The sequence below is a fragment of the Reyranella sp. genome (assembly GCF_052439685.1).
Lineage (GTDB): Bacteria > Pseudomonadota > Alphaproteobacteria > Reyranellales > Reyranellaceae > Reyranella.
Window position 1 is genome coordinate 81,717 of the sequence record NZ_JBQVQG010000011.1, and the last position, 19,524, is coordinate 101,240.

Sequence of the window (19,524 nt, forward strand, 5' to 3'; positions counted from 1 at the left end):
GAGTCCCATGACCCACCAGCGTACCCTGACCGCCGCCCACTGGGGCGTCTACGAAGTCGAATACGACGACAAGGGCCAAGCGACGAAGCTCCACCCCTTCTCCCAGGATCCCGATCCCTCGCCGATCGGCCTGCACATGCTGTCCGACGAGGTGGCGCGGATGCGTGTCCGCCGGCCGTCCTTCCGCAAGAGCTGGCTCGAGAAGGGCCCGGGCACCGCGACCGACAAGCGTGGCCAGGAACCCTTCGTCGAAGTCCCCTGGGACGAGGCGCTCGACATGGTCGCCGGCGAACTGAAGCGCGTGAAGGACGCGCACTCGAACCGCGCGATCTTCGGCGGCTCCTACGGCTGGTCGAGCGCGGGACGCTTCCATCACGCGCAGAGCCAGGTTCATCGCTTCCTCAATGCGCTGGGTGGCTATGTCCGCCACCAGGATTCCTACAGCCTCGGCGCCGCGCGCGTGCTGATGCCGCACATCGTGGCCGGCATGGAAGACCTGATGGCGATGCATACGACGTGGGAAGTGCTGGCCGAGCACTGCAAGCTCTTCGTCACCTTCGGTGGCGCGCCACACAAGAACGCCCAGATCAGTGCCGGCGGGGCGATGGTGCATCGCCTCAAGGACGGGCTTTACGGCATGCGCGCCAAGGGCGTGCGCTTCGTCAACATCACGCCGACCGCCGAGGACCTCGACACCGGCGGCGGCATCGAGTGGCTGGCGATCCGGCCCAACACCGATGCCGCGATGATCCTGGCGCTCTGCCATGTAATCTACACCGAGAAGCTCTACGACCGGGAGTTCCTCGACCGTTGCACCGTCGGATTCGAGAAGTTCGCGCCGTCGCTGGCCGACAAGACCCCGGAATGGGCCGAGAAGATCACCGGCATCTCCGCCGTGCGCATTCGCGCGCTCGCGCGCGAGATGGCCACGACGCGCACCACGGTGAACATCAACTGGTCGCTGCAGCGCTCGCATCACGGCGAGCAGCCTTTCTGGGCGTTGGTGACGCTGGCCTGCATGCTGGGACAGATCGGCCTGCCGGGCGGCGGCTTCGGCGCGAGCTACGGCCCGACCAACGGCATGGGCAGCACCGCACCGCTGCTTTCGGGCCCGACCCTGTCGCAGGGCACCAACGCGGTCACCGACTTCATCCCGGTCGCACGCTTTACCGACATGCTGCTCAATCCGGGCGGCAAGGTCTCCTACAACGGCCGGGACATCACGTACCCGGAGATCCGTCTGATCTACTGGGCAGGCGGCAACCCGTTCCATCATCACCAGGATCTCAATCGGCTGCGGGTGGCGTGGCAGAAGCCCGAGACCATCATCTTCAACGAGCAGTTCTGGACACCGGCCGCGAAGATGGCCGACATCGTGCTGCCCGCGACCACCGGCCTCGAGCGCAACGATATCGGCTACGCGCGCCGCGAGCCGTTCCTGATCGCCATGAAGAAGGCGCGCGAGCCGATCGGCGAGGCGCGCGACGACTACTGGATCTTCTCGGAGATCACCCGCCGCCTCGGCGCCGGCGACGTCTACACGGAGGGCCGCGACGAAATGGAGTGGCTCACCCACATGTACGAGGAAGGGCGCCAGAAGTCGGCCAGGATGGGCGTGCCTCTCCCCTCCTTCGAGGAATTCTGGGAAGCCGGCATCACCAAGGTGCCGGGCGAGAACACCGACCCGGTGATGCTCGCGAAGTTCCGTGCCTATCCGGCTGCGAACCCGCTCAAGACGCCGTCGGGCAAGATCGAGATCTTCTCCGAGAAGATCGCCTCGTTCGGCTACGATGACTGTCCGGGCCATGCGACCTGGATGGAGCCGATCGAATGGCTGGGTTCCAGCAAGGCCGAGCGGTACCCGTTGCACATGCTGTCGGACCAGCCGGCGGACAAGCTGCACAGCCAGCTCGACCACAGCCCGCACGCCAAGGCGACCAAGGTCAAGGGCCGCCAGCCGGTGACGATGCACCCGGAAGACGCCGCCGCGCGCGGTATTGCCGAAGGCGACCTGCTGCGCGTCTTCAACGATCGCGGCGCGTGCCTCGCATCGGCCCGGCTGACCGACCGAATCCGCCGCGGCGTGGTGCGCCTTTCGACCGGCGCCTGGTTCGACCCGGAGGATTCCGGCTCGAACACGCCTCTGGAGAAGCATGGCAATCCCAACGCCCTGACGCTCGACATCGGCTCCTCGAAGCTCAGCCAGGGCTGCATTGCGCAGACCTGCCTGGTCGAAATCGAGCGCTTCGACGGTCCCGCGCCCGCCGTGACAGCCCATCAGCTGCCGGCCTTCGCCGGTCGCTGAAATCGGCTTCTCGCCCTCGCTTCGTCATTGACATCGCAGGCATTTAATATGCAAATGCGAGTGACTTGCAACTAACCGAGCGAGGCGAAGATGGATCAGATGATGCAGTTGCATGCTGCGGGCGAGACTTCCCGGGCGAAGCCCGATCGAGACGCCGCGAGCATCGAGAGCAGCCAGCTCATGGCCGGCCGCCGCGAACTCCTCATCCGCCACGGCGCCAGCACCTACCGGCTGCGCGTAACGGCTTCCGAGAAGCTTATCCTCACGAAGTAAACGCCGCAGGCCCCACGGCGCCTCGGCCGAGAGCGCACACCGGGCGTCGCGAAGCAGCTGCGGCCCGGCTTCGACATCCAGCGGCCGTCCAGATATTTTGTTGGACGAGCCGCCGTCGAGCCAAGACAGTCCGACCAGAAGGGCTGGACGACGCCGACAACATGGATCTCGATACCGTCAGCATCGTGACGCAGACCTGCGTGCGGCCCGAGCATAATGCGGCCTTCGCCCGCTGGCAGGGCGAGACCAGCAGCTTAATCCAGCATTTTCCGGGCTTCCTCGAACAGAAGCTGCTGCCGCCCAATCCGCCGCTACAGGTCGACTGGGTGGTCCTGCAGCGCTTCGCAAGCCTCGCCGATGCACGGCGCTGGCTGGGATCCGCCGAACGCCAGAAACGCATAGAGGGCGCCGCGCCGATGCTGGTCGGCCGCGACGACGTGCATATCGTCCGGGACGAGGGCAGCGGCATCAAGCCGGCGCCCGTTTCGGCCATCATCTCCACCCGCGTGAACCCCGGCCGGCAGGCGGAGTACCGAGCCTGGGAGCGCAAGATCGCCGCCGCGCAATCCAGGGCGACCGGGCTGCAGGGCTATCGGTTCGAGCCGCCGATACCCGGCGTGCAAGAGGACTACGTCGCGATCCTACGCTTCGATACGCAAGCCAATCTGCAGGCCTGGCTCGACTCGCCCCTCCGACAGGCCCTCATCGAGGAAGCCGCGCCCCTCACCCACGAATTCCATTCCCGCATCGCAAGCTCCGGCTTCGAGCAGTGGTTCCGAGACAGGTCGCCCGGCGACGTGCGCCCGCCAGCGTGGAAGATGAACATGCTCGTGCTGCTGATGCTCTATCCGATCGTCATGCTGTTCGGGATCTTCGTCGGCACGCCCTTTCTCGACCGGGCGCTTCATCTGCCTTTTGCCGTCGCCCTGTTCCTGGGCAATGTCGTGAGCGTCATGCTGACGGGCTTTCTCGTCCCCTGGATCGCCGGCCAGTTCGACTGGTGGCTGCGGCCCACGGCCGAGCGCAAGCTGCAACTCAACCTCCTGGGCGGCGCCATCCTGCTCGCGACCTACGCCGCCATGGTGTTCCTCTTCTTGCGCCTGTTCTGACGGCCCGCCAGACTCAGTCCTTCCAGCACGGTGGAGTCTCATGGCCGGACGTCTCACTGCCGACGAGGTGTCGCGCTATCGTCGCGACGGTTTCCACTTTCCGATCCGCGTTCTGTCGCCCGCCGAGGCACGCGCCTGTCGCGAGCGACTGGAGGAGCACGAGCGTGCGGCCGGGGGGCCGATCGCCGGCGACATGCGGCACAAGGTGCATCTGCTCTTCACCTGGGCCAATGCGCTGGCACGTCATCCCGCCATCCTCGACGCGGTGGAGGACGTCATCGGGCCGGACATCCTCTGCTGGAGCAGTACTTTCTTCATCAAGGAAGCACGCTCGCCCTCCTTCGTGTCGTGGCACCAGGACGCGACCTACTGGGGCCTCAGCACCGACGAAGTGATTACCGCGTGGGTAGCCCTCGCCGATGCCCCCGTCGAAAGTGGCGCGATGCGGTTCTGGCCGGGCAGCCATCACAGGAGCCAGCTCGAGCATCGCGACACGTTCGACGAGAACAACCTGCTCAGCCGTGGCCAGGAGATCGCCGTCGACGTGCCTGAGGGCGCCGGGGTCGACGTTCCGCTGAAGGCCGGCGAGATGTCCCTGCATAATGTGCTGCTGGCTCACGCGTCGGGGCCGAACAAGACGGACGACCGGCGTATCGGACTGGCCCTGCGCTACATCCCGCCCCATGTCCGCCAGCTCAAGGTCCGCGATTCCGCGACGTTGGTCCGTGGGCGCGATCCGTATGGAAACTTCGACCCCGAGCCCGCGCCGAAAGCTGACCTCGATGCGGCGGCGCTCGCCACCCATCGCGACGCCGTCGAGCGGTCGGCGAAGGCGCTCTATTCGGGTACCGACCGCACGACCTTCCGGGGCTAACCCGCGCGGCGGATCGGCCGGTGGTCAGTGGCGCCAGCTCGCGTCGACCTTGTCGAGCTTGCGCAACAGGGCGGCGAATTCGAGATCGCCGATGCCCACAGCGGACTCCATCTCCGAGAAGCGGTCCATGTCGGCCCCGGACTTGGCCGCCAGATTGTCACCCAGCACATTGAGCGCGCCGGCTGCCGCCGCGTCGAGCTGGATCTGGCAGGCGCGCTCCAGGCGGTAGAGCCGCAGAAAGGCCTCGGGCACCGAACGGCCCGTGGTCAGAAGCCCATGGTTGCGCAGCATCATCGCCTGGTTGTCGCCGAGATTCGCGAGCAAACGCTCACGCTCGTCGAGGTCGAGGCTTGGCCCCTCATAGTCGTGATAGGACAGCTTGCCGTGGAAGGCGGTCGCGACCATCGATACCGGCAACAGCCCGTCCTTCAGCGCGCAGACAGCCATGCCGGCGCGCGTGTGGGTGTGCATCACGACCTTGTGGCGTTCGGCATGGGCCATGTGGACCGCCGAGTGGATGACGAATCCGGCGTAGTTCACGGGGTGAGCACTCGGCTCGACGATCTTCCCGTCGAGGTCGATCTTCACCAGGTTCGAGGCCGTCACCTCGTCGTAGTTCAGTCCGTAAGGGTTGATCAGAAAATGCGGCGCCTCGCCGGGCACGCGCGCGGTGAGGTGACCGTAGATCAGCTCGGTCCAACCGAAATGGTCGATCAGCCGGTAGGCGGCGGCGAGCTGGCGGCGCAGCACCCACTCGCCATCGGCCGGGGGCAGCGCGTGCACATCGATGCCGGTGAGCGGCAGTTCGGAAGCGATCGGCATATCCATGACGGGTCCTCCAGCGGCGGCGACGAAGCTTAGGCCCGCGCGCTATGATCGGGCAACAACGGAGGAAACCCCATAATGCCCGAACCCCAGCGCCTCGACACGACCCGGTTACAGAAGATCGCCCAAGCCTACTGGGAGAGCGCCGCCCTGATGGCCGCGGTCGAATTGGAAATCTTCACCGCGATCGCCCACGGCCACGATACGATGCCCGCCGTCGCAAAGGCCGTCGGCATTTCAGAGCGCAACGCCGAGCGCTTGCTGACCGTCCTGGCCGCGATGACGCTGCTGTCGCGCGATGGCGAGCGCTTCATCAATGCGCCCGACGTTCAGCGTTTCCTGGTCAAGGATGGCGAGCGCTATGCGGGACCGTGGATCCTGTTCACCAAGCCGCGCTGGAAGGCGTTCGGCGAACTGTCCGAGCGCCTGCGGAACAGCCAGGAGAACCGGCTCGGCGCCTATGTGGACTTCACGGTCGAGGACGCCCGGCGCTATCACACCGCGACCTATTCGATCGGCATGGGGGCCGCCCGTCTGTTCAGCCGCAGCGTCGACCTCTCGGGCCGCACGCGCATGCTCGATCTCGGCGGCGGCTCCGGCGCCTACAGCATCGTGGCGACCCAGACCTACCCCGGCCTCGAGGCGATCGTGCTCGACCTGCCGCCGGTCACCGTCGTGGCCAACGAGTATATTGCCGCCAACGGCGCCACGGGGCGCGTCCGCACCCTGCCCGGCGACTTCACCGAAACCGAGTTCCCGCAGGGCATCGACGTCGTCGTCATGGCCAGCAACCTGCCGCAATACGAGCCAGCCCTGGTCCGCCGTGTGGTCGCCAAGGCCTTCGAAGCCTTGGTGCCGGGCGGCGAGATGCACCTGATCGGCGAAACGCTGCACGACGACCGGACCGGACCGCTCTCGGCCGCGCTCTGGGGCCTGAACGAGGCCATCCAGAACAGCACCGGCCTCGCCCATACGGAATCCGAAGCGAAAGCCTATCTGCAGGATGCGGGTTTTGCCGATGTCGCCGTGCACCCGTTCGTCCCCGGCGTCCTCTCCCGCATCGCCGGCCGGAAGCCCGGTTGATGAGCGGGGTTGCGTCCGCACCGCCGTTCGACTATCAGTCCGCCTCTGGCCCTATGCTCCCTTCGTCTAGAGGCCTAGGACGTGGCCCTCTCAAGGCTAAAACACGGGTTCGAATCCCGTAGGGAGCGCCAGCCTTTTCAAGCACTTAGCGACTTGTGGCAGGCTGGCGATTTTCACGGGGAAGCACCGGGGAAGCGAAAGGATAGATTTCGCGCGGCCCGCTCCAATTTTTGGTGTCGGCTGAATACTCGAGCCGCCTAGCGCGAGTGGGTGCTCAATATTATCGCGCGCCTTGGGGTTCCTTCGGGGGTGGGGGCTTCGAGGGCTTGTCGGCTGCGTGCGTCGCTCGTCTATCCAGGCTTCTATCCAGCCTATTCACCCCTACTGCTTTACGTCATCCTCGGGCCACGAGTAGACTCGCCGAGCTCGATCCCACACCTCAAACCCGTCGAAAGGCTCTGCTACGCTGGTGCGACGCTCAAACTGAAAATGAGCTTGTTCGATGAGATCATCGTCCGACCCGGGCGTGAGAATTTCCACGGCAGCGATGTGACCTCGCATCATCAGGTAGCAGCGCATTCCCTCCCCCTTGGTTCGCCGTGCAAAATCTAGCACTGCGGCCGGCCAGGCGACAGGGTGTTGGCATCCGGGGCTGATCCGGCTTTTCCAAATCCGTTCCTGCTACTAGCGCGGGCCGCTCCCCCCATACGTCCGGCATCTTCTGCCGCCCTCCGGGATTGCGCGCCTGGCCAAGCTCGAAGAGCTTGCCCCGCTCACAAAGGGACAATCCATTGAAAGGCACGGATTTTGCTAGTGAACCTCGGTTCCTGCAATAAGCCCGGTTGCCCCTTGCTAGACATTCGCAACCGCGACAGGGCATGTTGCGTCACTTCTATACCAGCGGCCATGGTGAGGACGCAGATGTTTTGGGAGATACTGGAACAGCTTCGGGGAGCCAGTACAGGACTACCCGGCCATGACACTCCCCAAGGGCGTGAGGTCGTATTCAGGCTGGCGGAGTGTCCGGAAGGGCTACCGCTCAAGAACCTATACAGCGCCAGCCGCTTTTCGGAGCCGACAGTCAGAGGTGCGCTCCACAGATTGGTGGACGAAGGCTTTGTCATCCTCCGTGTTCGCGATGACGACCTTCGCCGGAGCGTGGCCGTACCCACGCCAAAACTTCTGGATGCCCTTGCGGCCTACCAGGCGCTCTTTGCGAAGGCGGCGGCGCTGGCACCTTCCTCAGTGCTTTCGCCCCTTGGCCCACCTGCCGAGGGCCCACCCGCCGAGCCTGCTGAAGCGCGACCGAACTTCTGAGCGCTGATCTCCAGGCACGACGGCAAGCCCTTGCGCCTGGAACGTGACGCCATCCCAGACATTGAAATCACCTGCGGCCCCGTCCCCCCAGCAACATATGCCGCCTCTCCGTTGTCGCCCGCCGAAGCCTCATGTATGGGCCTAACCGACGAGGATTCTCGTCCCTCCGGATGACTAGCGCGCAGGATGTCTGTGGACCTGTCGAAAGAATTTCTTGCTGCTGCATCCATGCGCTCAGCTAGCGGGGTACCACCTACGGGCCAGAGTGACGTGCTCAGCGGCGGCGCCGGCTCACGCCGCTTGGAAAGGGGTGGGAATGTCGGTCTGCGAAGCGCGTCAGACGGCCCGGGAGGCCGTGATCGAGAGGCTTGCGGCGTACAGGCGTGAGCCTACCAATGAGAGGCTGCAGGTACTCAAGGGGGCGGTGGAACGCTGGCTGCAGGTCGTGGAATCGGCCGACTTGGTCGAGGCGGGACCGTCCATCGGGAAGCTCAAGTGAATGCCCCCGCCGCGCCAGCCTTCCTGGTGTGCTCCATCTCCCGGATCTCCTGAGCCAGGCGCAGACCGTCGATCGGCTCGAGATCGGCCGGGGTGGCGGCGACAATTTCGGAGACGGCGACGATGAAATCCGCTTCGCTGATGCGCTCCCGGGCGACGCGGGTTCGTAGTGCTTTGAGCCCAATCCTGTAATCGTTCATGCTGAGCCCCGACCTTGCCGAAGGTGGATTCGTCGTGCGCTTGGCGCACCCGCTTCTTCATTGGGATCGATCAGCTACGACCCGTTGATGGCGCTGCTCGCGGCAAACCGGCCTATGGTCATGTAGGCTACGCGGGATGCGCGGCGAGGTTCCGTCCGGTTAGTGACATAACTAGCTACTGCTTATCGATACTTGCCCCTCGCCCGGGCACATGGCGCGGCTGGTCGACGTCGAATCTGATTGCGCGAGAATTGAACGGCGACTAGCCAGAGCTGTCGCCGGCCACGTCGCACCGCGTTCGCACACACACGACAGGTCACGGTACTGTGGTGCCTCCATTTCCTCACTGTGGTCGTGAACCGGAAGTAGATCGCAGCGGCCTCAAGTGGCTAGGGCGATGGTGCGGCGCCCCGCGCTGGTGGTAGCGTCTCCCCATGTGCGGCAAGTTCACGGCTCAAGCGACGTGGCAGCAAGTCGTCGATTTCTCCCAGCCGCTGACCGGTGAGGGTGGCGGCGGCGATCAGGGCGGCGGCGAAGACGAGGTCTACACCTACCGCGTCAACGGTATGCTGCCGGTCATCATCTGGGACGCTAAACTCGGCAAGCGACGAATCGTGCCGATGCGCTGGGGCTTTCCTGATCGGCGTGATTGGCGCCGGCCGCAGCCCATCCATGCGAGGGCGGAGACGATCGACGAGCTGCGCACTTTCAGGGAGGCCTTCAACGAAGGCCAGCGCGGTATCGTCGTCTTCGAGACCTTCAACGAAGGCGAGGAAGTCACGAAGCCCTCGGGCGCCAAGGTCACGCAGCAGTGGACCGTCAATCCAGAGGACGGGCAGCCCCGCGGCTTCGCTTTCATCTGGCGTCGTTTCGAAATCCCGGAACTGCCCGCGCCCTTGCTCGCCTGCGCAATGGTCACGGTGCCCGCCAACGAGCTGATCCGGCGCACGATCAAGGCACGGGAAGATGATCCGCGCATGCCGGCCATCCTGGAAGACTTCGACATGTGGGCAACGTGGTTGGGAGAGAACAACGCGCCGCCCGGTGCCGTGAAAATGCTGCTCAAGACGATGGAAGGCGTCACCTGGACGGCGGCACCGGAGCCTAAGAAGCCGAGGGCGCCACGGGAGAGGTAAATGGGGCCGCTAGGTCGGCTGATCCTTGTTATAGCTGCCGACCGAGAGTTGGGGCCCATCGTAGCGGGCCGGCGCCGGCCTAGTCTCGATCCCAGACTCGGCGATCCAACACTGCATGGACGCGGCCTCGGCTGCCGTGGCGAAGTGGATGAGCCTGCAGCCCCAGTCCGCATACGTGCCGGCGATCGAGTACCAGCCGGCGGGCCCGGCGATTTCATCGGCGGCACCCCTCCACTCGGCGTCGTCAGCCGTGCGGAAGCGGTCTTCGCGTCGGGAGGCGGGCGAAGTGCGGCAACTCTCGCAGACGGAGCTGGTGCCTGTTCCAACCGCGCTTCGGGCGGGCCATGGCTATCTCCGGTTGGCTGCGGCCCCACGCCCCGCCGCCCGGTTTTGTCTCGCGTGAGTCGTATCGTTTCATGCTGGGCGGAGTCAGCCGACTCCTCCGCATGGCGTCATGTCAGCGGCGCAATGCGTCCGCGGCTTTCGTTGCTGGCTACGCTAGCGGTTGCGTAACGGCATCGTGCTCAGAGCGATTAGGTACCTCGCCCGCCCCAATGCCCCAGCTATTTGCACTTAGCGCAAGGCCATTCCCAATCGAAAACACCTGCGGCTTTCTCGACTATCTTGGGATAGCCTTGCCGCTCCCGCTCCTTCGAACATGCTGGCCACTTGTCTCGCCATACTCGGCCGATCATGAACCCGGCCGGGAGGATGCGTTCATAGAATCGTGGGCCACCGGAACTTTCGAGCAGGTCAATGGTCAGCATATACGACCCGCCAATTGGCACCTGTCTGAAAGAGCTGGGGCAAACACGCTCCAGCGATACCTCGTCAGCATCTCTTGGATTGCCGACAAAAATGATGCCGGTTTCATAGATGGCCTTCTGACCGATTGGCTCACATCCCGCCCAGTTTACCCCTTGTTGGGGTGATTTCGGCTCCGGCTTACTGAGGCCCTTCTTAATGCTTTCCGCTCGCAGCTCCCAACAGGATTGGAAGTAGTCGGTGCCGGTTTGTCCGAATAAACCGAAATAGCTGGCTAAGGTCGCAGCTCCCAAAGCGATGACGAAAAGCACTCCTAGCCCTTCACTGTTTACAGACATGGCCGCCTCTCGATTCCCCCGAACGCATCACAGTCATTCATTGGCGTCGCGCCGCCCGCCAATCCCAAGCTGGCACGCAGCCATGCCGATGCACGCCTAGCGCTTCATTCTTCGCCAGCGCCTCTTGTTCAGCATAGTCCCCGCTGTATCGAAGGAAGGCCCACGCGTACCCGTCCCGGACCATCATCGCGCCCAGATCCTCGCCCCCCGCCCGGCATATGGCGACCGTCCGCCCATACCGATCGGTGTCCTTCCGTTCGCAGATGACATTACGACCGGAGATCAGGGATTGGAGGTGCGTGGTCGCGAGGCGTCCGGCTGCCCAACCGTCAAAACAGTCTTGCTTGTTTTCCGGCGCGTCGATACCCCAGAGCCGGTAGGTGACGCCGTTTATCTTCAGCGTGTCGCCATCGGTGATGGTTTGGGCATACGCCGCGCCGGGCGCGAGCACTAGACCAAGCAATGCTTGCCGCACGATCCATGCCCAGAAACGCACTTGCTCTCCCCTCGCTACCCGGTGGTAGGATGGCATCCTAATACGACCGCATTGGGGAAGGCCATGCGAAGCGTGGCTCTGGTCGTCGCCCTGCTGAGTTTTCCGGCATCCGCTGCGGACTATACGCCGTGGCTAGACCGGGCCGCTCCGCCGGCAATGACGTTCACTTGGGCAGCACAGGCCCAGCACTCGCGCTCCTGCTGCAAGCGCTGCACCAAGGGGCAGCCCTGCGGCGATACCTGCATCAGTGCCAAGAAGACCTGCAGAACTCCCCCGGGATGCGCATGCTAACCAAGCCGAGAGCGATCCATTGACCCGTGCTGAAAAGACTGCCGTCACCTTCCGGATTGTTATCAATCGCCCAGTTACCGGTGTGCTCTACAGCCTTCAGTCCAAAGACGGGCAGCCGCTTGATCCCAAGTCCTCGCGGAAGGGCGAACCGCTCACGTTCGAGTTCCCCGTTCGCGTGGCGCCGGGCCCGAAGTTCTCGGGCGATCAAGTCCGCCGCGAGGGGCCGGAGCGACGGTTTGTGTATATCCGCATCGGCCAGTTGGCCGGGGACCAGTCGTCCCCGTGGTCCCGTCGCATGAAGATCGACATTCATGACATAGGTGATGCGATGCTTGTCCGCGCAGTAAACGCCGGAAATGCCGTGGAGCTGATGGTAAGCGGCACTGGAGAGGATGGCACGCCAGCCTGCGCCACGGTGCAATCCGCTCGTTGTGTCGGCGCATAGATCCTGGTCGCTCGTGTGCCAAGACTGTGCCCAGCAGCCGCAACTCTTTGTTTTGCAATCAAATCGACTTCACCGACAATCGGATTGATCCAAGCTGCCCACAGGCAGATTTGCACTGGCGCCCCAAAGAGCGCGAGATTTGGCAGTCGCGATCTACAGGGTGACACTATGGTTGCAACAATGGCCAGCAATAAAGTCTTGCTCGAACGCTTCGGATTGATGGCCGAAGAGGATTTCGCGGCAATCCTTGGTGTGTCGGTCAGGACGCTGAAGAACCGACGACGAGATGAGCTCCCAGACTTCGTGAAAGCGGGCAGGAGACGGCTGTTCGTCGAGGAGTCGGTTCGGGATTTCCTAGATGCTCACCGCATCCGCGGGCGCGGCTAAGCACCGGTCCGACCGTCCCGAGGGTTCGCATCGAGTAAGCAGCCTCCCGCGACGGCGCTGCACTTCGCGACGGCTACTGGGCCGGCAAGGGTGGCACCTCTGACCCAGTTCAGCACGCAGGGAGATGTGCTCCGCATCGGACGTGAAATGGGCGTCATCGCTGCCAGCCACTTGCCGCCGCCCGACTGGACGCTGGCGGTCAATGTGCAGGCCAAACGCCGGTGTGCTGCTCCGCGTATGCCTTTGCCTTGCGCCTGGCGTGCCGGGAGGCGTGCAGAGCATCGCCGACCGTCCAGCAGTCGATACGCGCAGCGGGGTCGAATTGTTTGATGGCGGAAGCGCTCAAGATGCCTGCAAGCGAGAGCATCGGGCCTGCCGTGTGATTGTCGGTATGCAGCAGCATAACACGGTCACAGACTGGCATCACACGCTCAGGGTTCACGGCCGTGTGGCGTCCGATCATGACGGCAAGATAAAGCGGGTCGCCCTGCCGCCGTCGCTGCACTCTTAAGTGCCTGTCTGCACGTTGTTTTTCGAGTGCGTGGGAGACATCCCTTCACAAGCACCGTATGGCTCCTGAAGCATACAATCCTTTGGTTCCAACGGTCCGAGCGCCGTCGGTTATAGGCGAGCCGTTCTAGAGCCGCCCTTTCTGCGCAGGCACCCGCGGTGATCTAGGTTTTCGCTGCTCGCTTGCCCTCCACGGCCATCCTCGTGCTAGGCTGCCGCGGGGCGCCAAGGAGTGAAGATGAAGCGCAAGCTTTCAATGCCGAAGCCCGTCAGCCCCGAGGACCTCATGAAGTCGTGCGGGATACTCGCCAACCAAGCAGGTCTTACAGAAGAGCGTCGGGTTTTCTTCTCAGAAGACGATGACCTGACTACGGGATGGCTTTCAGGCTGGACCGCGCAGCTCACCGAGACACTAGAGATCGAGGTCGAAGCAAGCCTTCCAGACGGGGACGAGTCCGGCCCATATGCCAAGGGACACATAGGTAACCCTCTCCAGGCAGTATGGTCCGTGATGGTGTGGCCGACCCCAGACGACGACAGCGAAGAGATAACTTCACCTGTCGTTGAAATGCATCACCTGCCCTTTTCCGAAGCGCTGCGTATCGCATCGGCAATTATACAAACACACAGGTTCAAGGGTGTGACTACCGGCGCCTGACCAGCGCACCCTCGGAGCCAAACCCGGCCGTTTCGTAATGACGGCCGGGACCAGCTCCTGCCGCATCATGACCGGCCGCGGTGCCATCTCCACCCTCCCCATCAAGAGGACGGAAGCATGCTCCGGCTTTTGGCGGCTAGGGAAGCTCGATACCCGCTCGGCGCATGAAATCGGCGACGTAGTCGGCGCGAGGATCCGCAGCGCGCCGGAGGCGGTTCAGCCACCTTCCCAGCGGAAGCGAGCCCTTATCGGTGTTGCAGGCCCGGCAGACGATGGCCTGATTGTCGGGGCTCAGCACATGCCCGCGCGATCGGGGCCGGATATGGTCCCGGGAGGGATGGCGCGGCGGGTGCGCCATCGGCTCGCCGCAGTAGGGACAGCGGGAACCGATGGCGGCGACCAACACCCGCCGACTGGGCAGGGTGGACAAGTCAGCGCCTTGCGTTGATGACGCCCACTATCAGCTCGACCTTGGGCCACTGGCTGCGGTCGAGGGTTTCAGGCTTGTAAGGCGGGAGCCGCCGAACGCGCCATGCTGCCGGTGTAGCCTTCACTAGCCGCCGCACGATGGTTTCCCGCCGACCGTCGTCCATCTCGCGGGACAGCAACACGTCACTTCCCACGCGGGGCGGCACGTCGGGATTGACCAGCATGAGGTCGCCCAGCCGGTAGCGCGGACTCATGTCGTCACAGGTCACAGGCAGCCGATAGGCCCCGTTGATTACGTCACGGGGGCGCATCATCGGGCACCCCCTCGAGCCACCAGCGCGCGGCGCTTGAACGGTCGGCCGGCGATGGTGTCCGCAACATGGGCGCCGATGACGCTCGCGACGTCAGCCTGTGTCTCCTGGGGCAAAGCTCCCGGCCACGCCATCAGGATTTCCGACAGGTCGTCCAGGTCGAGGCGTGATTGCGGGGGCGTCTCTACCAGCAAAGATAGGGCCGCCCGGTGGGCATAAAACACGACGCGCCGATATTTGCGATAGCTGCAACCGTATCGCTCGCAGTGGTCGTCGTCGGCCGGAATCGGATACCGGCCAGCATCGTGGCTACACAGGTTCCGCGCCAACATGGCGAGCTGAGGCGTGGTCAACTTCATGCGGGCGATGTAGCGCCGCACCGGCAGGTGTGAGCCGTCATCAAAGGGATGCCCCATGGTTTTGAACGCATGGGCAATGACGCGGTTGACGCGCTGGGAGGCCTTCGACGGTCTGATGCCGGCCGGTGTGAACGTTGGCCGGCCCTCGTTGCTCTCAACGTCGTAGTATGTGCGGGGCGTCATGCTGCACCTGCCTGCAGGGCGTCCTGCATTGCATCGACCGCGGTGCGGAGAAGCTGCACGTCAGCTTGCAGAAGGCGATCGGCCGTGTAACGGGCCGTCTCCTTGGCGAGGTCGTCTTGGCCGATGCCTTCAACCGCCTCAGACGAGACCAGCGCTGAGCCTTCGAGGTGGACCATCGCTGTCTCGAGCTGGCGAAAAGCAGCGCCCGGCGGAAGTGGCCGCGAATTGCGGCGGGATCTGGGGGCCTTCATGCGGCGCCTCCTTCGATCCAGGCGACGTCGCGCGACGTGCGGCCGTTGTCGACGACCAGGCGAAGGCCTCGGCCGACTGCCGGGATCTCTGGCGGCGACTCGATCGGCGGTGCGTCTCCTGCTGCAGCCGCGGCTTTGCGAGCTTCAAGGGTCTTGCCCGCCGGCCACACCTCGGTGACGCGACTATAGCGAGGAAGCCTGTCGCGCAGCTCGTCCCAGCCGCATTCGTCAGTCTGCGCCCGGCAGAGCGTTCCGTAGGTGTGGACGAGGCTGTGCATTTCCTTGTCGAGTTTGCGACGCAGCGCGCGGCTACCCGGTTTGTCGAGTGCCTTCAAAACCTCGCCGACAAGGGGGATCAGGTCGCGAAGGTCGTTCTCCAGGCAGAGCTGGAAGTGGCCGGCGTAGCTCATTGCCCGCCTCCCTGCAGCAGAGCTGCCCGGGCGGCCCGGTACTCGCTAATCGCCTTCAGAAGGCCGTGGAGCAGCTCCCGGCGGCGACGGAGCCAGACGGCCTTCCGAGGCCGGGAAAGCCCCGACCAGCTCTCCCACGGGCCCCTGCGCTGGCTGTCGTGGCTTTGCAGATGGCCAAGCCACACCAGCGCCCTTCCCGCGCACCGCTCGTGCGGCAGGCGGTACGTAGCGGCGATGTCCGGCGTCTCGAACCGGTCGATAACGGCATCCGCCCCGCAGGCCCGGGCCAGCTGCCAGAACTGGGCATCAGCGTGCTGCACCTCGGCAGTGCAGACGTTCGCCACGAACCGCCGTAGCGGCGTAGAGGCGAAATCTGGGGCCTGGAGGGGCGTGCGGGCTTCCCGGATGGCCACGCGGTAGCCGCGGGCGGTGCATACCGCCAGGAGGCCACCATTTTCCCGCTGTTCGCCGCGGAGCGCGAGGATGCTGCTCATTGCGCAGTCCCTCCCATCCCGGCCGCATCAGCGCCGCCGCCATCCGCCCAACCGTTCAACAACTCGCCAGCCAAGTCGAGGCAGCGCTGAGCGTCCTCGATCCCGCTCGGCAGGTCAGAAACGATTCTGCAGGCCCACCTGCGGAGGCGCTGCTCCTTTGCGCTCACGGGATCGGCGCTGGCGAGGCCAGCACGGATGAGCGCCTCCCGTTGGGCGCGCGTGATTGGTGTAGTATCTTGAGTCTTAGCCATGATCGACTCCCTCTCAGTCGGTTGCGGTTAGAGCCGGGCGGTAGTTACAGCTATCGTTCGGCTCGCTTTTCTGTGTATAACAGAGATATGGCAAAGTCAAACTCTGTTAAACAAAGAAAGCGCGGACCCGCGCCAACCGGTGTCAATCCAATCATGGGATTCCGGCCGCCGCCTCCTTTGCGCGCTGAAATTGTTGCTCATGCCAAGGCTGAGGACATTTCGGTGTCAGAAGCTATCCGCCGGCTGGTTGAGCTTGGGCTGAAGTCCAAGCAATGAATTCATCAGTCCAGGCTGTGATCCACGATCCGCGCACCCGCGACGACTTCATTCGCCTCAACAGCATAGAGCGGCCAGCGGCAATCACTCGGTGGGCGAGCGAGGGTGATCACAACGACGACGAATTTGGCTGCATGTTTTGGCGAGTGCTTTCGGAGGAATGGAGCGGCTTCGACAAGATCGATCGCCGCGTATTCGAAGAGATGTTTAATCGCTTCCAACCTTCTTGGCGCCCGCCAGAGACCGGCTTCTACCAAGCCCTACCCGCGCGCTTCGTTGCCTACAGGGGCGCCGACGCACGAGAGCATTCCCAGGGTCTAGGCTTTTCTTGGACATTGAGCCGGCAGGTCGCTCGGAGCTTTGCCCGAGGGCATCGTGGCATGCCGAATGACCAGCCGACGTTGTTCGCAGCCATTCTCAACAGCCGTGACGTTGCGTTGGCCTTAAACGACAGAAAAGAGATGGAGGTTGTGTTGTTCCAAGCCCCGTTGCAGTTTCGCACCATCTCATGGTGAGCTGCGGTCGTCGGGGCGACACTTGCCGCCAGTAGTCTCAGCCATTTGGCTAGCTCTCGCGGCTGCGCTCGGGACCTTCTGCTATTGGGGGCTCTTCACAGACCCGGGTCGGCATGCCTTCGACGAGATGAACGGGATGTATCCGTTCTTTGCTGGAGGCCTCGCCGCGGTCCTGCTTCTACTTTTCTTTGCCTGGTTGGCGCTTCGGCGCACCCGGTAGGCACGCGCCCTGTGACGTATCGGTGATCAAGCCGCGGCGCCGACTAACGACGAAGGAAATTGGGCTATTTTTGAGATATGACAATGCAGAAGACGAAAACCTACTACGTACGAGGGACCGCCCCCGCGAGTGCCCAACAGGTCGGGTTCGAATGCGAGGGTATCGCCATGGCTCAGGCCAAGGTCTCCGAGCTGCGGATGGCAGCCTACAAAGACGTGGTCATGTCGATACGACCCGAGGCGGTGCAAGCGTTGGCGTACCAAACCTAGGACTAGAGGTTACGCTAAGAAAGGCCCGATAAGCGGCGGGTGGCTCTCGCGTCTTCCTCCACCGCCTCTTATCGAAGTCCCTTCCGCGTCAGTGCGGCACTCTTTGCCTTCCCCTTGTCTTCACGAACGACCGTCCAACCGCGCTCAACGCCCTAGCAACAGTCTCCGGTCTTTCTCCGATGTCTCTCAGGTCGTGCCATTCGCCGCCGAGATGACCCTCGGTTGCATCGTAGAGTTTGTAGACGAGGTATCGGGCGGCAATGTCAGGCGCGTCCACGTATGACGCCGATGACTTGCTTTTGGTGGGCGCGATGGCGGTTGGCTTCATACGGCTATTCTTTTTCACGCCGCGTGGCTGGTGGGTCTCCGGCCCAACCGCTAACCACCCAGGCTATCCGGCTCCGGTACCATTCTAGGCGGCTTCTCGCCGTCAGCCGTTCGCGGATGAACGTGATGCAGAAAAGCGGCCAGCGGCTCCCGCATGCTCGATCCCCTCAAGCGGACGGCCGATTCGAACAGGTCATGCTGCACGGTTGCCGGTAGGTCTCCCCAAACAGCGGTGACGGCACGACCGAGAGCAGTCGTTAGATCGTCGGAGTTCATTTGACCTCCATTACCAGTGGCAAGGCCACCTCATTCGCTGGAAACGCTATCCTGGGGGAATGGCTGCTGGCGGCATGGCGCTGGAGTCAAAATCTGACTCGCTGAGCGCGATTTGTTAGCCGGAACGCACGGGAGCTAGCCGCCGCCCCTCAAATCGACTCTACGGGCAGAAAACCGACCCTAGTGTCGATCTTCGGCACCCCCGACTTGAGGGCTAACCACGGGCGAGTCTGGTCAGAAAGTCTATCTCTGGGGACTGGGGACTTCACTGGGGAGGGCTATTGTTTTCCATTGTTCTCAGTCACGGCGGCTCTCCCCGCCGAATCTGCTTATCCGGGCGCCCGTGGTCCACATCCGTCTCCGCGGCCCGGCACCCAAGAACTGCGGGATATCGCTTGGTGGCTGGTTGCGGGAGGAAGTCGCGACGAGCATCCGCTCGACACGAGCCAGGAGCTGGCGGGTGGTCAGGGCCGACAGACAGGACAGGCTCAGTGAGGAGCCCGGCCATCCTGCCGGGGCGGTTGGCGAGCGCCTTCGGAATCCAATACCCCCCTCTCGATCGCCCCCGTGGAGGCCCCAACCAGAACGATTTGAAGGCTGAGATCCTCCCGCCTCTGATCGTTGTCGCGCTCATAGAGTCCGTGATGCTTCATGGCCTTCTCCAGGCCGGCATTCTTGTCCCAAAGCCCGATTTTCGTGACGCCCCCGGTGTCCTTGTCGAACTCGATGCTTTTGATGGCCGCACGGACCTCCGGCGCCATCTTGGGAATGGGGATGAGCTTGCCCTGCTCGTCGAGCATCTGGCCGATGTCGCTATAGCTCACGCACGCGACGTGCCGAAGGGTGCGGGCGGTCTCGAGTTCCACGACTGCAGCAACTTCCTCCGCCTTCGTTGCCAGCATCGCGCGCACCATAACATTTGATAGCAGCCTGGAGCCCTGTTCCTGCGCAGTTTTGGGGCTGTACCCGGCGGAAATAGCGGCCTGGGTCGCGTTGTGACCGTTGGACAGATAGGCTTGCACGAACGCCTGTCGACGCTCATTCAGACCTGATCTGGGCTTAGTGTTTGATTTCATCGGCGGGGGATTCTCCCTTCGCCTCACCGGCGGCGGCATTTGAACTGACGTTGACGGTGCGCCTGGGCGCGCGCTGCTTATTGTCCGCCTCGAATAGCCCGAGATGGCGCATCAGCATTTTGAGGGCGCGGGGTTTCGAGTGGAAGCGCACCTTTGTGACGCCGTGGCGGTCAATTTCAATGCTCGAGATAGCTGCCGCGGTGGCGTCGTCCAGCTCATGCACCCCCTTCGGCTTGCCATGTTGATCGACCAGGCGGCGCGGGTCGGCGTCAATGATCTGTGCCAGCAAGCGCAAAGCTGATTCGGCGGTCAACGCGGTCTTGGTCTTGGTGCCGTTATGCGGCTTTGCCATGCTCTGGCCTCCCTG

The 19,524-nt window shown here is 63.7% G+C and carries 22 protein-coding genes and 1 tRNA gene; 11 read left to right on the forward strand and 12 right to left on the reverse strand.

Annotation, left to right across the window (positions count from 1 at the left end):
- The first annotated feature begins 7 nt into the window (after positions 1-7).
- The 4 genes from ACT6UX_RS15930 (at position 8) to ACT6UX_RS15945 (ending at position 4,561) form a co-directional block, all read left to right on the forward strand.
- The gene (locus ACT6UX_RS15930) at positions 8-2,305 is read left to right on the forward strand and encodes a molybdopterin-dependent oxidoreductase (protein ID WP_444776141.1); all 2,298 of its coding nucleotides are present in this window, start codon (positions 8-10) and stop codon (positions 2,303-2,305) included.
- 90 nt (positions 2,306-2,395) lie between these two features.
- Positions 2,396-2,578 (forward strand): hemin uptake protein HemP, encoded by a 183-nt coding sequence (gene hemP / locus ACT6UX_RS15935; protein WP_444776142.1) that lies wholly within the window; start codon positions 2,396-2,398, stop codon positions 2,576-2,578.
- A gap of 161 nt (positions 2,579-2,739) precedes the next feature.
- Complete coding sequence (locus ACT6UX_RS15940) at positions 2,740-3,687, forward strand: antibiotic biosynthesis monooxygenase (RefSeq protein ID WP_444776143.1); 948 nt, start codon at positions 2,740-2,742, stop codon at positions 3,685-3,687.
- 40 nt (positions 3,688-3,727) lie between these two features.
- The gene (locus ACT6UX_RS15945; RefSeq protein WP_444776144.1) at positions 3,728-4,561 is read left to right on the forward strand and encodes a phytanoyl-CoA dioxygenase family protein; all 834 of its coding nucleotides are present in this window, start codon (positions 3,728-3,730) and stop codon (positions 4,559-4,561) included.
- Between the two features lie 24 nt (positions 4,562-4,585).
- Here the strand turns inward: ACT6UX_RS15945 and ACT6UX_RS15950 are convergent, their stop codons facing one another.
- Complete coding sequence (locus ACT6UX_RS15950) at positions 4,586-5,389, reverse strand: class II aldolase/adducin family protein (RefSeq protein ID WP_444776145.1); 804 nt, start codon at positions 5,387-5,389, stop codon at positions 4,586-4,588.
- Between the two features lie 75 nt (positions 5,390-5,464).
- Here ACT6UX_RS15950 and ACT6UX_RS15955 point away from each other — a divergent pair, with 75 nt between their 5' ends.
- Entirely contained in the window at positions 5,465-6,469 is a 1,005-nt protein-coding gene (locus ACT6UX_RS15955; RefSeq protein WP_444776146.1) for a methyltransferase, read from the forward strand.
- A 55-nt stretch (positions 6,470-6,524) separates the two neighbouring features.
- Positions 6,525-6,600: transfer RNA gene (locus ACT6UX_RS15960), tRNA-Glu, on the forward strand.
- A gap of 1,677 nt (positions 6,601-8,277) precedes the next feature.
- On the opposite strand, the gene ACT6UX_RS15965 is transcribed toward ACT6UX_RS15960, so the two are convergent.
- Positions 8,278-8,484: a hypothetical protein gene (locus ACT6UX_RS15965; protein WP_444776147.1), complete on the reverse strand. Its 207-nt coding sequence runs from the start codon at positions 8,482-8,484 to the stop codon at positions 8,278-8,280.
- Positions 8,485-8,918: 434 nt separating this feature from the next.
- Here ACT6UX_RS15965 and ACT6UX_RS15970 point away from each other — a divergent pair, with 434 nt between their 5' ends.
- A complete protein-coding gene (locus ACT6UX_RS15970; protein ID WP_444776148.1) occupies positions 8,919-9,620 on the forward strand; it encodes an SOS response-associated peptidase family protein in 702 nt (233 codons plus the stop codon).
- 563 nt (positions 9,621-10,183) lie between these two features.
- Here the strand turns inward: ACT6UX_RS15970 and ACT6UX_RS15975 are convergent.
- Together ACT6UX_RS15975 and ACT6UX_RS15980 are read right to left on the reverse strand one after the other, a co-directional pair.
- Positions 10,184-10,723 (reverse strand): hypothetical protein, encoded by a 540-nt coding sequence (locus ACT6UX_RS15975; protein WP_444776149.1) that lies wholly within the window; start codon positions 10,721-10,723, stop codon positions 10,184-10,186.
- A gap of 37 nt (positions 10,724-10,760) precedes the next feature.
- Entirely contained in the window at positions 10,761-11,219 is a 459-nt protein-coding gene (locus ACT6UX_RS15980) for a thermonuclease family protein (RefSeq protein ID WP_444776150.1), read from the reverse strand.
- Positions 11,220-11,529: 310 nt separating this feature from the next.
- Between ACT6UX_RS15980 and ACT6UX_RS15985 the strand changes: the two genes are divergently transcribed.
- The 3 genes from ACT6UX_RS15985 to ACT6UX_RS15995 all read left to right on the forward strand — a co-directional run bounded on the left by ACT6UX_RS15985 (position 11,530) and on the right by ACT6UX_RS15995 (position 13,510).
- Positions 11,530-11,955, forward strand: coding sequence for a DUF5990 family protein (locus ACT6UX_RS15985; RefSeq protein ID WP_444776151.1), 426 nt, complete (start codon positions 11,530-11,532; stop codon positions 11,953-11,955).
- 180 nt (positions 11,956-12,135) lie between these two features.
- The gene (locus tag ACT6UX_RS15990) at positions 12,136-12,342 is read left to right on the forward strand and encodes a helix-turn-helix domain-containing protein (RefSeq protein ID WP_444776152.1); all 207 of its coding nucleotides are present in this window, start codon (positions 12,136-12,138) and stop codon (positions 12,340-12,342) included.
- A gap of 748 nt (positions 12,343-13,090) precedes the next feature.
- A complete protein-coding gene (locus ACT6UX_RS15995; RefSeq protein WP_444776153.1) occupies positions 13,091-13,510 on the forward strand; it encodes a hypothetical protein in 420 nt (139 codons plus the stop codon).
- Positions 13,511-13,646: 136 nt separating this feature from the next.
- On the opposite strand, the gene ACT6UX_RS16000 is transcribed toward ACT6UX_RS15995, so the two are convergent.
- From ACT6UX_RS16000 to ACT6UX_RS16025, 6 genes are all read right to left on the reverse strand, one after another.
- Positions 13,647-13,916, reverse strand: a complete 270-nt coding sequence (locus ACT6UX_RS16000; protein ID WP_444776218.1) for an HNH endonuclease — start codon at positions 13,914-13,916, stop codon at positions 13,647-13,649.
- Between the two features lie 25 nt (positions 13,917-13,941).
- The gene (locus tag ACT6UX_RS16005) at positions 13,942-14,253 is read right to left on the reverse strand and encodes a S24 family peptidase (protein WP_444776154.1); all 312 of its coding nucleotides are present in this window, start codon (positions 14,251-14,253) and stop codon (positions 13,942-13,944) included.
- On the reverse strand, positions 14,250-14,792 hold the full coding sequence (locus tag ACT6UX_RS16010; RefSeq protein WP_444776155.1) for a hypothetical protein: 543 nt from the start codon (positions 14,790-14,792) through the stop codon (positions 14,250-14,252). The genes ACT6UX_RS16005 and ACT6UX_RS16010 overlap by 4 nt, the downstream gene beginning before the upstream one ends.
- Entirely contained in the window at positions 14,789-14,968 is a 180-nt protein-coding gene (locus tag ACT6UX_RS16015; RefSeq protein ID WP_444776156.1) for a hypothetical protein, read from the reverse strand. Before ACT6UX_RS16015 ends, ACT6UX_RS16010 begins: the two co-directional genes overlap by 4 nt.
- 71 nt (positions 14,969-15,039) lie before the next feature.
- Positions 15,040-15,453: a hypothetical protein gene (locus ACT6UX_RS16020; protein WP_444776157.1), complete on the reverse strand. Its 414-nt coding sequence runs from the start codon at positions 15,451-15,453 to the stop codon at positions 15,040-15,042.
- On the reverse strand, positions 15,450-15,947 hold the full coding sequence (locus tag ACT6UX_RS16025; protein ID WP_444776158.1) for a hypothetical protein: 498 nt from the start codon (positions 15,945-15,947) through the stop codon (positions 15,450-15,452). Before ACT6UX_RS16025 ends, ACT6UX_RS16020 begins: the two co-directional genes overlap by 4 nt.
- 523 nt (positions 15,948-16,470) lie before the next feature.
- Here ACT6UX_RS16025 and ACT6UX_RS16030 point away from each other — a divergent pair.
- Positions 16,471-16,989 (forward strand): hypothetical protein, encoded by a 519-nt coding sequence (locus ACT6UX_RS16030; RefSeq protein WP_444776159.1) that lies wholly within the window; start codon positions 16,471-16,473, stop codon positions 16,987-16,989.
- A 1,580-nt stretch (positions 16,990-18,569) separates the two neighbouring features.
- Here the strand turns inward: ACT6UX_RS16030 and ACT6UX_RS16035 are convergent.
- Together ACT6UX_RS16035 and ACT6UX_RS16040 are read right to left on the reverse strand one after the other, a co-directional pair.
- Positions 18,570-19,157, reverse strand: coding sequence for a terminase small subunit (locus tag ACT6UX_RS16035; RefSeq protein ID WP_444776160.1), 588 nt, complete (start codon positions 19,155-19,157; stop codon positions 18,570-18,572).
- Complete coding sequence (locus tag ACT6UX_RS16040) at positions 19,141-19,509, reverse strand: terminase small subunit (protein WP_444776161.1); 369 nt, start codon at positions 19,507-19,509, stop codon at positions 19,141-19,143. Before ACT6UX_RS16040 ends, ACT6UX_RS16035 begins: the two co-directional genes overlap by 17 nt.
- Positions 19,510-19,524 lie beyond the last annotated feature (15 nt).

Bases quoted from the DNA above. Each gene is read 5' to 3' on its own strand.
- ACT6UX_RS16035 (WP_444776160.1), bottom strand. From the start codon at position 19,157: ATGAAATCAAACACTAAGCCCAGATCAGGTCTGAATGAGCGTCGACAG.
- ACT6UX_RS16020 (WP_444776157.1), bottom strand. From the start codon at position 15,453: ATGAGCTACGCCGGCCACTTCCAGCTCTGCCTGGAGAACGACCTTCGC.
- ACT6UX_RS15990 (WP_444776152.1), top strand. From the start codon at position 12,136: ATGGCCAGCAATAAAGTCTTGCTCGAACGCTTCGGATTGATGGCCGAA.
- ACT6UX_RS15970 (WP_444776148.1), top strand. From the start codon at position 8,919: ATGTGCGGCAAGTTCACGGCTCAAGCGACGTGGCAGCAAGTCGTCGAT.
- ACT6UX_RS15945 (WP_444776144.1), top strand. From the start codon at position 3,728: ATGGCCGGACGTCTCACTGCCGACGAGGTGTCGCGCTATCGTCGCGAC.
- ACT6UX_RS15995 (WP_444776153.1), top strand. From the start codon at position 13,091: ATGAAGCGCAAGCTTTCAATGCCGAAGCCCGTCAGCCCCGAGGACCTC.
- ACT6UX_RS15930 (WP_444776141.1), top strand. From the start codon at position 8: ATGACCCACCAGCGTACCCTGACCGCCGCCCACTGGGGCGTCTACGAA.
- ACT6UX_RS16015 (WP_444776156.1), bottom strand. From the start codon at position 14,968: ATGGTCCACCTCGAAGGCTCAGCGCTGGTCTCGTCTGAGGCGGTTGAA.
- ACT6UX_RS15940 (WP_444776143.1), top strand. From the start codon at position 2,740: ATGGATCTCGATACCGTCAGCATCGTGACGCAGACCTGCGTGCGGCCC.
- ACT6UX_RS16030 (WP_444776159.1), top strand. From the start codon at position 16,471: ATGAATTCATCAGTCCAGGCTGTGATCCACGATCCGCGCACCCGCGAC.
- hemP (WP_444776142.1), top strand. From the start codon at position 2,396: ATGGATCAGATGATGCAGTTGCATGCTGCGGGCGAGACTTCCCGGGCG.
- ACT6UX_RS16025 (WP_444776158.1), bottom strand. From the start codon at position 15,947: ATGAGCAGCATCCTCGCGCTCCGCGGCGAACAGCGGGAAAATGGTGGC.
- ACT6UX_RS15975 (WP_444776149.1), bottom strand. From the start codon at position 10,723: ATGTCTGTAAACAGTGAAGGGCTAGGAGTGCTTTTCGTCATCGCTTTG.
- ACT6UX_RS15965 (WP_444776147.1), bottom strand. From the start codon at position 8,484: ATGAACGATTACAGGATTGGGCTCAAAGCACTACGAACCCGCGTCGCC.
- ACT6UX_RS16040 (WP_444776161.1), bottom strand. From the start codon at position 19,509: ATGGCAAAGCCGCATAACGGCACCAAGACCAAGACCGCGTTGACCGCC.
- ACT6UX_RS15955 (WP_444776146.1), top strand. From the start codon at position 5,465: ATGCCCGAACCCCAGCGCCTCGACACGACCCGGTTACAGAAGATCGCC.
- ACT6UX_RS16005 (WP_444776154.1), bottom strand. From the start codon at position 14,253: ATGATGCGCCCCCGTGACGTAATCAACGGGGCCTATCGGCTGCCTGTG.
- ACT6UX_RS15950 (WP_444776145.1), bottom strand. From the start codon at position 5,389: ATGGATATGCCGATCGCTTCCGAACTGCCGCTCACCGGCATCGATGTG.
- ACT6UX_RS16010 (WP_444776155.1), bottom strand. From the start codon at position 14,792: ATGACGCCCCGCACATACTACGACGTTGAGAGCAACGAGGGCCGGCCA.